The sequence below is a fragment of the Wolbachia endosymbiont of Drosophila ananassae genome, assembly GCF_008033215.1.
Taxonomy (GTDB): domain Bacteria; phylum Pseudomonadota; class Alphaproteobacteria; order Rickettsiales; family Anaplasmataceae; genus Wolbachia; species Wolbachia pipientis.
Genome location: NZ_CP042904.1, coordinates 345,274 through 359,883, shown reverse-complemented (window position 1 = coordinate 359,883; position 14,610 = coordinate 345,274). Strand labels below are relative to the sequence as shown.

10 protein-coding genes are annotated in these 14,610 nt (G+C 36.4%); 5 read left to right on the top strand and 5 right to left on the bottom strand.

Annotated elements, in window-relative coordinates; genetic code table 11:
• Positions 1-333: 333 nt before the first annotated feature.
• Positions 334-957 carry a heme ABC exporter ATP-binding protein CcmA gene (gene ccmA, locus EA652_RS01715; RefSeq protein ID WP_007548816.1) on the bottom strand — a complete coding sequence of 208 codons (624 nt, stop codon included), beginning with the start codon at positions 955-957 and terminating at the stop codon, positions 334-336.
• 3 nt (positions 958-960) lie between these two features.
• Complete coding sequence (locus tag EA652_RS01710) at positions 961-1,392, bottom strand: hypothetical protein (RefSeq protein WP_007548817.1); 432 nt, start codon at positions 1,390-1,392, stop codon at positions 961-963.
• A 196-nt stretch (positions 1,393-1,588) separates the two neighbouring features.
• Between EA652_RS01710 and aspS the strand changes: the two genes are divergently transcribed.
• Both aspS and EA652_RS01700 read left to right on the top strand, forming a co-directional pair.
• Positions 1,589-3,391, top strand: coding sequence for an aspartate--tRNA ligase (aspS, locus tag EA652_RS01705; RefSeq protein ID WP_007548818.1), 1,803 nt, complete (start codon positions 1,589-1,591; stop codon positions 3,389-3,391).
• Between the two features lie 61 nt (positions 3,392-3,452).
• Entirely contained in the window at positions 3,453-4,715 is a 1,263-nt protein-coding gene (locus tag EA652_RS01700) for an MFS transporter (protein ID WP_006280528.1), read from the top strand.
• 7 nt (positions 4,716-4,722) lie between these two features.
• Here the strand turns inward: EA652_RS01700 and EA652_RS01695 are convergent, their stop codons facing one another.
• Positions 4,723-5,646, bottom strand: coding sequence for an RluA family pseudouridine synthase (locus EA652_RS01695; RefSeq protein ID WP_006279888.1), 924 nt, complete (start codon positions 5,644-5,646; stop codon positions 4,723-4,725).
• Between the two features lie 408 nt (positions 5,647-6,054).
• Positions 6,055-7,035: a pyruvate dehydrogenase (acetyl-transferring) E1 component subunit alpha gene (gene pdhA / locus EA652_RS01690; RefSeq protein ID WP_012673137.1), complete on the bottom strand. Its 981-nt coding sequence runs from the start codon at positions 7,033-7,035 to the stop codon at positions 6,055-6,057.
• Between the two features lie 55 nt (positions 7,036-7,090).
• Between pdhA and hemJ the strand changes: the two genes are divergently transcribed.
• On the top strand, positions 7,091-7,519 hold the full coding sequence (gene hemJ, locus EA652_RS01685; protein WP_010082641.1) for a protoporphyrinogen oxidase HemJ: 429 nt from the start codon (positions 7,091-7,093) through the stop codon (positions 7,517-7,519).
• A 611-nt stretch (positions 7,520-8,130) separates the two neighbouring features.
• Positions 8,131-9,450: a tRNA (N6-isopentenyl adenosine(37)-C2)-methylthiotransferase MiaB gene (miaB, locus tag EA652_RS01680; RefSeq protein WP_010962578.1), complete on the top strand. Its 1,320-nt coding sequence runs from the start codon at positions 8,131-8,133 to the stop codon at positions 9,448-9,450.
• Between the two features lie 139 nt (positions 9,451-9,589).
• Here the strand turns inward: miaB and EA652_RS01675 are convergent, their stop codons facing one another.
• A complete protein-coding gene (locus EA652_RS01675) occupies positions 9,590-11,056 on the bottom strand; it encodes a peptide MFS transporter (RefSeq protein ID WP_007548626.1) in 1,467 nt (488 codons plus the stop codon).
• 176 nt (positions 11,057-11,232) lie between these two features.
• On the opposite strand from EA652_RS01675, the gene ileS reads away from it, so the two are divergent.
• A complete protein-coding gene (gene ileS / locus EA652_RS01670; RefSeq protein ID WP_007548628.1) occupies positions 11,233-14,544 on the top strand; it encodes an isoleucine--tRNA ligase in 3,312 nt (1,103 codons plus the stop codon).
• Positions 14,545-14,610: the final 66 nt, after the last annotated feature.

Here is a 14,610-nt window from a genome sequence, read left to right as displayed (position 1 = left end):
TCATAAATGTTTAAGAAATTTACTAAACAGAAAAAAAGGCAAAAGAAACCCTAGGGTAGCTAATTATTCACTATCCATTTTTTAAGTTGGCGTTTTTTGATGTTTTAAATGCTTTATAAGCGTATTTCAGCTTGTATAGGTAAAAACCTAGAAATTTGATAAAGACATAGAGTGCACATAGTGCAAAAAATTAAACATGAGACGCCAGATACGTGAGTTTTTTTGTCATTTAATCTGTACAGAGAAGATAAATAAATAGCTTCAGTTTCATGATAAGGAGGCTGGCGGAGTTTGTCAAGTAAGTTTTTTATTTCTAGCGGTTGTTGCCAAAAACTATACAAGAAGTCTATTGAAATTACGTATATCAATCGTTGTAAAATCACACAATTGCTCTGTAGAGCTATGCCCTGTAATAATTACTATACCATTTTGCTCAGAGCGTATTGAGATTAAGTTCAGCACTAATTCACACGTTGCACTATCAAGATTACAAAATGGTTCATCTATCAGCCAAACGTTTGCATTAGAAATCAAGAGGCGAGCAAGCGCAACTCTCCTTTTCCAGCCTGCAGAAAGTTCGCCATATCTAATATTAAGTACAGGTTGCAACTGCAAGCAACAAATAGCTGCCACAATCAATTCTCTAGTATTTCGTATTCCTGCCCAGAATTCTACGTTTTGAGCAACAGTTAAGCTATCTTTACAGGCATTCTTATGGCCTATATAGACCATAGAAGATATATAGGATTTTGGATCATCATATATATCTTTTCCACAGTGCCTTATATTGCCTGATACCGGTGGTAAAAGTCCAGATAAACTTCTAATTAAGCTGGTTTTACCACTACCATTTGGACCAGTGATTAGAATCTTTGATTTTAGCTCAGCTTTAAAACTGAGATTCTTAAATAGTACCTTATTATTACGAGTGCAGGATAAATTTTCACATTCAAGCATGGATTATCTGCCCTTTCCCTTATGTTTACCTTGAGTTGAAGCCTGAGCTTTTACAAACAGCTCCCAAAATCCTTTCTGTCCGCCTTCTCTATGTATCAATTGTGCAAAACGCTGCATTAAACCATTACCCATCATAACCATCTTTGTCCATTTACCTACCGGTTTTGCTATGTCAACTATTTCTGGATCTTCTTTATAAACTTGCACATCTTTTTGTTTCTCGCGTAGCGTTTCTTGTTGTTTCATCAACTCTTTTTGCTTATTTTTTTGATATAATTCATTGAATTTTCTGTCTTCTTCCCACTCTTCTTTAAAAACTTTTCTAGGAAGTATGATTTTTCTAATGCGATTTTTGTATATTTTTCTCAAAAAGAGAAATACTGCAGCTACAGCAAGTAATGTTACGCTATATAATATGATCTGTGTAAGTGGCATTTCCTGTATCTAATTCATTAAAAATACCCTTGCTATTATACCATAATTATAGAAATTGTGCAATTTTTTTGCGGGTAAAGACAATATAAAAGCAGTACTGCTCTATTTCGAAAATTGCGCAAATATCTGACGAACGGGCTTGTATGTAATAAGGTTTATTTCTATACTTCTTAAAGAATTTAGAAGTAAAACAAATATGAACTGCTATAAAACTCATACGTGCAATGAACTGAGGAAGAACGACGTAGAAAAGGAAGTTACCCTTTCTGGATGGTTATACCGTAAGCGTGATCACGGCAACCTAATCTTTGTTGATCTAAGAGACTTCTATGGAATCACTCAACTAGTATTTAATAATGACAAAGACTTTTTTGATGAGATATCAAATTTAAAATTGGAGAGTGTAATTACTGTTACAGGAATAGTTGAAGCTAGAACTGAAGATACGGTAAACAGCTCTATTTCTACCGGAGAAATCGAGGTGATAGTCAACAATTTGCGCGTTGAGTCGGAAGTTGAGTTCCACTTTGATGAAGAAATAGCAAAAGAAGAAAGAAGTATATTGGCAAGCATTACCGGCGAGCAAGAATACCCAGAAAACATGAGATTTAAATATCGATTTCTTGACTTAAGACGTGAAAAAGTCCGCAACAATATTATTTTGCGCTCACAAATTATTGCAGAGCTCCGCAAGCTCATGATAGAGCGAGGATTTTTAGAGATTCAAACTCCAATACTCACTGCTTCCTCTCCTGAAGGAGCACGCGACTACCTAGTGCCAAGCAGGCTAAATCCTGGCAAGTTCTATGCATTGCCACAAGCTCCGCAGATTTTCAAACAGTTGCTCATGGTTTCAGGGTTTGATAAATATTTCCAAATTGCACCGTGTTTTCGTGATGAAGACGCAAGGGCTGACCGTTCTCCGGGAGAGTTTTATCAGCTAGATCTTGAAATGTCTTTTGTAACTCAAGAAGACATCTTTCAGATTATTGAGTCTACCTTATATAGAGTGTTTGCTAAATTTTCTCGTAAGTCTGTTGATAAAGATTTTCCACGTATTACATATAAAGAAGCAATGCTTAAATATGGTTCTGATAAGCCAGATCTGCGCAATCCACTATTAATCAGCGATGTTACAGAAATTTTTCGTGATTCAGGGTTCAATATTTTCAAAAGCAATATTGAGCGTGGTATGGTAGTGAGAGCCATCCCTGCACCTAAAACAGCAGAGGAACCACGCAGCTTCTTTGATAAAAAGATAGAACATGCGCAAAAAGAATTCGGTGCTAAGGGTCTCGGATATATAACGTTTGATAAAGATGGAACTGCGAAAGGCCCAATTGCTAAATTTCTTGATGAAAATAGGCTAAACCACATAAGAGAAGCAACAAACATAGAGCCAGGAGATAGTGTATTTTTTGCTTCTGACAAAGAGAATGAGGCGGCAAACATTGCAGGAAAAGTACGCACTCTTTTAGGGTCAGAACTCAGTCTTATAGATGATAATATCTTCAAGTTTTGTTGGATCATTGATTTTCCATATTTTGTATATGACGATAAAAGTAAAAAAATCGATTTCTTTCATAACCCATTCTCCATGCCACACGGTGGTCTGAAAGATTTAGAGGACAAAAATCCACTGGATATCCTTGCTTACCAATATGATCTTGTTTGCAATGGAATAGAACTGTCAAGTGGGGCGATTCGTAATAACAAACTGGATATCATGTATAAAGCTTTTGCCATTGCAGGTTATAGCCGGGGAGAAGTTGATACAAGATTCGGTGCACTTGTACGTGCATTCAGATTTGGTGTTCCTCCTCATGGTGGAATAGCACCAGGAGTTGATAGAATAGTTATGCTGCTTGCTGATGAGCCAAATATTCGTGAAGTAATCTGTTTTCCTATGAACCAGCAAGGTGAAGATGTTCTAATGGGTGCTCCTTCCAAGGTGGAGGATAAGCATTTACGTGAATTATCCTTGAAGGTTATTGAATGAAAAATTTTATAGCAAGGAGCACCGGTTAATGATATATTAGGTTATGTTAAATTGAAAGACCATGAATAATATCCAAAAAGCAATACTATCGGGCATGATCTGTAACATGATTGTGTGGTATGAACTCACTCTTTTTGGAGTATTAACAGATACAATCATCAACGTTTTTTTCCCATCAGAAGATCATTATTTGAGTACACTCAAATTCCTTGGTGTTTTTGCAATTGGTTTTGCGTTTAGACCAATTGGTGCAGTAATTTTTGGTTATATGGGAGATAAGTATGGCAGAAGAAAGACTTTACTTACTTCAGTAATATTAATTTCAATATCATCCACAATTATGGGAATTATACCTGGGTATAAAGAAATAGGGTTGCTTTCACCTGTATTGCTTGTGTTTTGTAGAATAGTGCAAGGAATAACTGCAGGAGGTGAAACAAGCATTAATACAGCATTTACGATAGAGCATTCAAAAGATAAAAAAAATCTAGGTTTCTTAGGAAGTATGAAGCCCTTTAGCGGAGCCCTTGGAACGCTCTTATGCATAACAATGATATTTATCTGCAAAAGAGTTACAGGTGAGAACTATGAAATATGGGGATGGAAGTTGCTTTTTTATTTTTGCTTTTTTTTGGGGACAATAGGTTTTTTAACTAGGTACATATTAAAAGAAAGCTTAGCATATAAAACTAATAAGTACGCTAATAATTTAGCACATTCACCATTGTTAGAACTAGTAAGAAACTATAAAAGACCGCTTATTATTTCAATCAATCTGGGAATTGCTCAGAATGCAATTGTCTACGCAGCAATAATGTTTTATAATATATCAATAAAAGAGCTAGTTATTTTATCCATTAGTGTTAAAGATTTAATGAGGATAGTAATACAGGTTGTATTTGCAGCATCTGCGGTACTTTTTGCAATTTTATCTGATAAAGTTGGAAGAAAACGCGTAATGATTCCTGTACTGATTATGCTATCTCTGATTGGTACATGTGTATTACCATTATTATCTTCCGTTAACCACTATGTCGTAATAATAACTTACTTATTGATTACTATACCAGTAGGTGCATCTTTTGGAATATATGGTTCTGTTATTTGTGAACTGTTTCCAACAAAAGTAAGATGCACTGGCGTAAGCTTAGCAAATAATATATCTGCAGGAATTTTTGGTGGCCTTTCTCCATACATATGCATGTGGCTTATAGAAAAAACCGAAACAAAACTTGCAGCAGGCATTTATCTTACTGCCTGCGCATTAATTAGCCTAATATCTGTGCTTCAAATTAAAGCCAAAGACAGAAAAGTTGATTGGTGAAATCGTTTCAGTCGAAAAATAGCGCTTCAATGGATTTTTCGATGTGTTTAGTGATAGGAGCGGTGATAGTGATTTCTTTATTGTTTGGCAGTTTTAGAGATAAAGAATGCGAATGAAGGTGAATTTTATTTGCTATCCCATCAATAAAAGCTTTTTTACCACCATATTTACCGTCACCAAGAATAGGGCAATTTATATGAGCTAAATGTGCACGTAACTGATGGGTTCTGCCGGTAATTGGTTGTAATTTTAAATAAGCAACATTGTGTTTGGATTTTGCTATAATTGAAAAATGCGTAGTGGCATTCTGAGGTGAATTTTCATCAACGACCACTTTTTCTTGACCTGAAACATATTTTTTCACCAATGGATAGTCTATTGTTCCACTATCCTTGCTCGGTATGCCAGAAGTTAATGCTAAATAAGTTTTTTTTACTCTTCGTCCTTTAAATTCTTCCATAAGGTATCTGGCAACATTAGCGTTGCGTGCGAATATTATCACTCCACTCGTATCTCTATCTAGCCTATGGACAATTTTAAATGTTTCTCCCTCTCTTATTTGGTCAAGCAAATCACTCATGCTAATCTTTACTTTTACGCCACCTTGAACGATGACCCCTGCGGGTTTGTTTATAGCTAGTATATATTCGTCTTCATATAATATGTTCTCTCTTAGTAGATTCACTAACTTTTCATTATATTTGCGATCAGAATTAGCGTTTTCAATATAATTCAAGTGCTTCAGCGTTATAGTTTGCCCAGAATTTACTCTATCACTGGACTTTGCTTTGCAATCATCAACTTTGATTAATCCTTTCCTTAAAGATTTTTCAATTACAGATTGCTTTAGATCAGGAAAGATTCTTCTGATGTACCTATCCAGCCTAACGTTATCGTCTTCTATTAATATGGTTTTTATACTTTGTAGCATTCCATTATTTATAATGAATATCTAGTGAAATGTCAATTATTGGTGTCATTCCAGTGTCAAGCACTGGAATGACACCGAAGGGGCTACTGCCGTCATAAAGGAACCAGTGTCAGCTACTCGGATGACAGGAGAAGGAGACTACTGAGATGACAGCTAGCCTGACAACCGTCATCCCGCTGCTTGTTAGCGGGATCTAGAGATACCGCGAATGAATCGCGGTATGACGGTTCGCGGCGGCATGACGTAGAGCTTGCGTTAGCTATACTTTTATACTCACCAACTCAGCTGGATCCAAGTAGTCAGAGCACTGGGATGACAAAAAAAGGAGGGCACTTGGATGACGGGAGAAGGAGCTATTTAGATGACATCGTTTACTATACAATGTTTGTACAGTTCTGGATAAAAAAATTAGCTAACAAATTTATAAACATCAGTATACAGCTCATCAACGCTTGGTTCTTTACTATTTTTGGCAAAATCTTCCGACTTTTTTACTAAATCACGTATTTCCTTATCAATTATTTTGCACTCTTCTTCTGAAGCCATTTTATTATCTGTCATGTATTTCTTTAAAGTGCTTATAGGGTCATGATTTTGCTTCATATCTTCAACTTCTTCTTTTAAGCGATAAGTAGCAGGATCTGACATTGAGTGACCGCGATATCGATATGTCTTCATTTCAAGCAGGATAGGCCCTTTTCCGCTGCGTGTGTGTTCCGCTGCTTCGCTTGTAGCCTCATAAACAGAGAAAAAATCCATTCCATCAACTTGTTTTCCAGGAATACCAAAACTTTCTCCTCTTTTATATAACTCTGTTACTAAAGTTGACCTTTGCACGGAGGTTCCCATTGCGTATTCATTATTTTCTATGATGTAAACCACAGGCAACTCCCACAAAGATGCCATATTAAACGATTCATATACTTGTCCTTGATTTGCAGCACCGTCGCCAAAATATGTAAATACCACATTATCTTTTTTCTTATATTTATTAGCAAATGCTATTCCTGTGCCAATTGGAACTTGTGCTCCCACTATTCCATGCCCGCCGAAGAATTTTTTTTCAACGTCAAATACGTGCATCGAACCACCTTTACCTTTCGAGCATCCTGTTTCTTTGCCGGTAAGCTCTGCCATTACAACATTTGGATCAGAATCACATGCGAGCATTAAGCCATGGTCTCTATAACTTGTGATAAAAGCGTCACCTAATTTTGATGCAGCTTGAGTTCCAACTGCAACTGCTTCTTGTCCTATTGATAGGTGACAGAACCCGCCTATTAATCCCATCCCATATAATTGTCCTGCTTTTTCCTCAAATCTGCGTATGAGTAGCATTTTCCTGTAGAATCCAATTATCTGTTCTTTAGTGAAATTTTCTGCTTTCATATCGATTTCTTTTTCATTAAACTAACACAATACCAGGAATTTTAAATTTTTGCTAATGAACTATTACCACTGGCTTGAGGCTTTTCACGTTATCTCTGTTATCATGTGGATGGCAGGTATGCTTTATTTACCCAGGCTTTATGTCTACCATGCAACTGTAAAACCGGGATCGGAAAATGATAGCTTGCTTCAAACAATGGAAAAGAGGCTACTTAGATATATCATAAACCCTGCAATGCTTTTCTCACTTGGTCTTGGAATTACACTAATGGTTATTAGGGAAGCATATCGTGAAGGATGGTTTCATGTAAAAGCATTTGCAATACTTTTGATGTTAATTATTCATATGCTACTTGCAAAATATAGGAAAAATTTTGCAATGGGTTCGAATAAGAAGTCACATATTTATTTTCGCGTTTTAAATGAAGCAGTTACAGTATTGATAATAGTTATAGTTATTATGGTTGTTGTAAAACCTTTTTGACTGACCTTACCCAAAAAAAGCAGAAAGCTCGTATCTGTTCAGATGCATGGCTAATGTACAATACTGAAATAAAAATTCCAGTGCTCCCTTTCTTGTCATCCCAGTGCTTGACACTGGGATCCAGCTTTCTTTACAAATTCACCAAAAGTGCTTCATTCTATAACGCAAAACCCATACTCACCAAACTCAATGCATTACTTGCAATTAAGTTTCCTGGATGCCAGTGTCAAGCTACTCGGATGACGCCATTCTTTTTCCTGGATCCCAGTGTTAGCTACTTGCATGACACCATTCTTTTTCCTGGATCCCAGTGTCAAGCACTGGGATGACAAGAAGAGGGCACTGCCCTCTTGGATGGAAGCCAGTGTTAGCTACTTTCATGACACCCTGACAACCGTCATCCCGCTACTTGTTAGCGGGATCTAGAGATACCGTGATGGTATGACGTAGGGGTTGCCGAGAACTTGTCATCCCAGTGCTTGACACTGGGATCCAGTTTTTCGTATAATTTTGTCAAAATCTATTGTGCTAGCAAGTTCACTAGCGTCACGCGCTGGTCTGTTAGACATTTACGTGTAGGGTGAAGAAATTTTGAAAAAGACATACCAAATATGAAAGGCCTATATATTAAAACTTACGGCTGTCAGATGAACGTTTATGACTCCGTTTTAATGGAAAATGTAATTAAACCTTTGGGGTTCAACGTTGTTAGTGATGCAGGGAAAGCCGATTTAGTGATACTGAATACTTGTCACATTAGAGAGAAGGCAGCAGAAAAACTTTACTCAGAGCTTGGGAAGATTCATTCGTTACGAAAAGAAATGACTATAGTGGTGGCTGGGTGTGTAGCGCAAGCAGAGGGAGAAGAAGTTTTCAGAAGGGCTCCTTTTGTTGATATTGTTGTTGGTCCGCAGAGTATCGCTACCTTACCGGAACTGATAGTCAAAGCAAGCAGAAGTAAAGGTCATGTAATAAACACTGATTTTCCTGAAGTTGCAAAGTTTGATAAATTGCCAGATGAATGCTATGGCAATAGCCAGGGGTCTTCTGCGTTTCTTGCCATACAAGAGGGTTGTGATAAATTTTGTACGTTTTGTGTAGTGCCCTATACTCGTGGAGCTGAGTATTCACGGCCAGTGAATGAAATATTTCGTGAAGCATTGAAATTAGTTGCAAATGGGGCAAATGAGATCAATTTGCTTGGTCAGAACGTCAATGCTTACCATGGGGAGTGCGAAGGGGAAGTGTGGGATTTAGGAAAATTAATTAGTCATATTGCTAAAATTGAAAAGCTAGAGAGGATTCGTTATACAACTTCTCATCCAAGAGATATGCATGAATCTCTCTACTTGGCACATGCGGAAGAGCCAAAGCTCATGCCGTTTGTTCACCTGCCTGTGCAGTCTGGTTCAAATAAAATATTGCACGCGATGAACAGGAAACACACTGCAGAGGAGTATTTGGAAATAATAGACAGATTTCGCAAATTGAAACCTGAAATCGAATTTTCTTCTGATTTTATTGTTGGTTTTCCTGGAGAAACCGAAAAAGATTTTGAAGAAACTATGAAATTAGTAGAAAAAGTTAGATATGCTCAGGCTTATAGTTTTAAATACAGCCCAAGACCAGGCACACCGGGAGCGGAAAGAAAAGATCAAGTACCAGAAGAGGTTAAAACAGAGCGCCTTCTTCGTTTACAGAAATTAATTAGTAAGCAACAACTTGAGTTTAACCAGAGTATGGTAGGTAAAACTATACCTGTTCTATTTAGCGATAAAAAAGGTAAACACCAAAACCAAATTATTGGTAAAAGCCCATATATGCAATCAGTGTGCATTGATGATTCTGAAGATAAATACAGGGACAAAATAGTAAATGTGAAAGTGTTGGAAGCTCGGCAGAGTAGTTTGCTGGGGTGTGCATTTCACTGATTTTAAGCAGCGTTAAATATAAATCTTAAGCAAAGAGTATTGAAAAAATGCAATCATAATCTTTTTCAAAAGTTACAAAGTTTAATTGCTACCTCTGCTGAACGGGTACCTTAAACCTACAAATTTGAGCTTACCTATATCAATTTTTTGTACAAGATGAGTTAGTAACAACTTTATGTATAAAATTGAAGAAGAATAAAAATACAATAACGAGCATTAAATTAAATATTCCCACCTTTAAAAAACCCTCTTTATATATTTCTAAAGATTCTAAATAATTTATTTTACCATTTACTGAAGGAACTGACATAAATTTTGATATTGCAACTCCGGCTAGGTTAGAAAACGCTAATGACAGCATTACTATACCCATCACTACTCCTCTAAGGTTTTTGGGGGCTAGTGTAGTTGCTTGTTCTTGGACTAATGGAGCAATACATAATTCTCCCAGTCCCATAAAGGAGATAGCAATTATTAAATATAAGTATTCTACTTTACCTTCAATGTTAGAGTTTAAACATCCTATGTACAGTGTGAAAAAACACATAGCCATTGTCAGAAGGCCAAGGGTAAACATGGAAGTTGCATATTTTTGCTTAAACTTCATGTATGTTCCAAAAAGAAAGCCAAATATTATAATTGACAAAGGATTTATGGCTTGAGAAACTGAAGCTGGGATTGTTATACCTAATACATTGTTAATAACGTTTCTTTCGGTGAATAAGTTAACCAAAGAGCCAAGCTGCATTTCTAAAGCAAAAAAACACAAGAAAAATACCACAAGAATAGATAATGCCACTAATTTTCGTCTTTGTTCTGCTGATAATTTAGATATTATATAAATAAATATGCCCAGAGCTGTTATTCCAATAAATATGAGCATATTAGTAAAAAATTCACTATGTATAAGCATTTTAGCAATTATTGATGATGACAGAAAGCTTCCTATCAATACTATACCAAAAATTTTAATCCCTAATATGCGCTTATTCATAAGCTCTGGATAAGGAGAAAGGCCGCTATCTCCTAAAAGATTCTGAAATTTGAGAAAAAAGATTAGCCCTATAGACATCCCAATACCAGCTAAACCAAAGCCGTAGTGCCAGCCAAACAAGTGGGCTACATAACCACATGAAATAGAAGCCAATATTGCTCCAATATTCACACCTACGTAAAATAAAGTAAAGCCTCTGCTACGTTCAGGATCGTCTTTGCCATAGCATGAACTAAGTAAGTTAGTTACGTTCCCTTTAAACATACCAGTACCTATGGCTATTAGAGATAAACCTAAATATAATAAACCTGGTTCAAACTTAACCAATGACATGCAAGCATGACCTGCTATCATCACTATCCCTCCAAGCAACACCATGTTGCGGAATCCCATCAACTTATCAGCTAAAAAACCTCCAAGTATTGGTATAGCATAACCTGTTGCAGCAAATAATGAGTAAATAGTAAAGGCCCTCTCATCAGTGAAACCTAAGTGAGAAGTCAAAAATAGGACCAAAAGTGCCCTCATTCCATAGTAAGAGAAACGTTCCCACATTTCAACAAAGCACAACATTTTTAAAAATTGTGGAAACTTATCTGTCTTCTGATCCATAAAATACCCCTAAAGCTTGGGTTAATGTTAAGTAAAACAATAAAAACTGCAAGTAAAACTTAAAAAAAGGTATTGGAAGCTCGGCAGAATAGTTTGTTGGGGTGTGAGCTACGGAAATATTTTTGAATTTGTAATTTTTCAGAAAGCCCTATATTCTTTAGTTTTACATAGCGAACATGAAGTCAAAGCATTATCCTGATACAGTAAGTAATCCTGATTTTTCGTCGTTAGAAAAGGAAATCATAAAATTTTGGCAGGAAAATAAAGTTTTTGAGCAGTCAGTTGAAGAACGTTCCAAGGATAATTGTTTTGTCTTTTACGATGGGCCTCCGTTTGCAAATGGACTTCCGCATTATGGACATTTACTCACTGGTTTCATCAAAGACGCATTTGCAAGATATCAAACTATGCTGCAAAAAAGAGTCGAACGTAGATTTGGCTGGGATTGCCATGGATTACCGGCTGAGATGGGTGCAGAAAAAGAACTTGGAATATCTGGTAGAACTGAAATAGAAAAATTTGGTATTGAAAAATTCAATAACCATTGCCGTACTTCTGTGATGAAATTTTCATCAGAATGGGAAAAATATGTCAATAGACAAGCAAGATGGGTGGATTTTCACAATGACTATAAGACTATGGATAAATCATTCATGGAGTCGGTCATGTGGGCATTTAAGCAGCTTTATGATAAGGGCTTAGTATATGAATCAGTACGCGTTGTTCCATATAGTTGGGCTTGCGAAACTCCATTATCCAATTTTGAAACAAGGCTTGATAACGCGTATAGAGAAAAGACTAGCAAAGCTGTAACTGTTGCATTTGAGCTTTTAGAAAACCCACAGCAATTTAAAAATATTGAACAAAAGTGCAAATTACTTGCTTGGACTACAACCCCATGGACGTTGCCGAGCAATTTAGCTTTGGCGATAGGAAAGGACATCAAGTATTGTGCAGTGTCAGTCCACTCTTTGGCAGCGCGTGAAGCTGGAATCCAGGAAGGTAATAAATGTTTGCATGCTGAAGTGACATCAAATCAACCTAATGAAATATATATCTTTGCTGAAAGTTACCTAGAGAAATTTATTAGCCACTCTGAACAAAACAATATTCCATATGAAAACTGCAATATAAAACTTAAAGCGAATGATCTTGCAGGTCTTTCTTACAAACCACTGTTTGACTATTTTAAAGACACAAAAAATGCATTTCGCGTTTTTATTGCTGATTATGTTACAGGAGAAGACGGTACTGGCGTTGTGCATACTGCTCCTGGATTTGGTGAGGAAGATTTTTACCTTTGCCAAAGCCATGATATTCCAGTTATTTGTCCAATTGATAACAGTGGAAAATTTACTGCTGAAGTTTCAGATTTGGCAGGGGTTCATGTTTTTGATGCCAATGATACAGTAATAAAAAAATTGAAAGGGCAGGGGAGTTGGTTTAAGACTGAGCAATATATTCACAATTATCCACACTGCTGGAGAACTGATACTCCTTTGATCTATCGCACTATGCCTTCTTGGTATGTTGCTGTTACAAAATTCAAAAGCAGAATGGTAGAGCTAAATAAGAGAGTTAATTGGATACCAAACCACATTAGAGATGGTCAATTTGGAAAATGGCTTGAAGGGGCACACGACTGGTCAATTTCACGCAATCGATTCTGGGGTACACCAATCCCTGTATGGAAATCAGATGATGCGAGATATCCAAGAGTAGATGTATATGGTTCAATAGAAGAACTGGAAAGAGATTTTAATGTTAAAATAGACGACTTGCACAGACCATTTATCGATACTTTAACAAGACCAAATCCTGATGATCCAACAGGAAAATCAGTTATGCGCCGTGTACCTGACGTGTTTGACTGCTGGTTTGAATCTGGCTCGATGCCATTTGCGCAAATCCACTATCCGTTTGAAAATAAGGAGTGGTTTGAATCTGCGGATTTTATCACTGAATACATAGCGCAAACCAGGGGGTGGTTTTATACGCTCTTTGTATTGTCCACTGCTTTGTTTGATAGGGAACCATTTAAGAACTGCATATGCCACGGTGTTGTTTTGGATGTAAAAGGGCAAAAATTGTCCAAACGTTTGAATAACTATGCAGATCCAATGGAGGTTTTTGATAGATACGGTTCTGATGCACTGCGTTTTCTTATGCTTTCTGGATCTATTGTTTGTGGTGGTAATTTGCTACTCGATAAAGAAGGAAACTCAATACGAGATGTTCTGAAAAACGTAATAAAACCTATTTGGAATAGCTATCACTTTTTTACCATGTATGCAAATGCAGATGGGATTAAAGCTGAAGTTTGTAAGGATTATCAAAGCACTATTGATCGTTACATGATTTCCAAGTGTTTTGAAGCTGTAGAAGGTATCCAAGCTTCTATGAACAACTATAACTCCCAAGAGGCTTGCAAAATTTTAATGAACTTTTTTGAAGTGCTAAATAATTGGTATATTCGTCGCAGTCGCGAGCGTTTTTGGAAAAGTGATTTGGATCAGGATAAAACTGATGCTTATAATGTTCTATATACGGTTTTTTATTACATACTAAGAGCTGCAGCTCCTTTGTTGCCACTTATAACAGAGAATATATGGCAAGGGCTTAAGTATGAAGAAACATCTGTTCATTTGGCTAATTTTCCACAATTAGAGAAGTTTGATAGTCAGCTCATTGCCAAGATGGATTTGGTGAGAGAGATATGCAACTCTGCACTCTCTATTAGAAACACTTTTAACATACGTATCAGACAGCCACTTGGCAGTATGATCATTTATCATCAGTCTTCCTGTAGTTTTCTTGAAGGTGAGCCGTTTTCTGTCATCCCAGAGTTCTCTCCTGTTATCCAAGTAGCTGACACTGGGATCCAGTGTGCTGCAGATTCAAATGAGTACCAGGAGATGATAAAAGATGAGGTAAATGTAAAAAAACTGGAGTTAGTAAACAGACTTGAAGATATTGCATCACTAGAGTTAAAGCTAAGTTTTCCGCTGCTTGGAAAGAGAATACCAGATAAAATTAAGAAACTAGTTCAATATGTCAAAGAGGGAAAATGGAAGCAAGTTGAAAATGAGCAAGTTTTTTTAGGTAATGAGTCAGAAAATTACATCATAGAAAAAGGCGAATATGAACTATTGTTAAAAGCAAATAGTGGATATTCTGCTGTGTTTGATAACAACAAAGGAGTTGTCATTCTAAATACTGAACTAAATGATGAATTAATTCTAGAAGGGTTAGCGAGAGATGTCGTGAGGCTCATTCAAGAAACCAGAAAACAAGCTGATTTTCATATATCAGATAGAATCAGAGTAATAATCAAAACAGAAGATGAGAAAATTAAGGAAGCAATAAATACGTGGTTTGAATATATAAAAGAGCAGACCCTTGCCTTATCTTTGGACATTAATACAGAAATTGGAACTAACTTCTATTCTAAGGAATATCAGGATTTAAGTGTTAGTATTGAGCGTTAAATTTTTAATAAAGTTGCAAGATTGTCAGTATTTATGCTATACTTAAGGTAATTGGATAAGGTTATA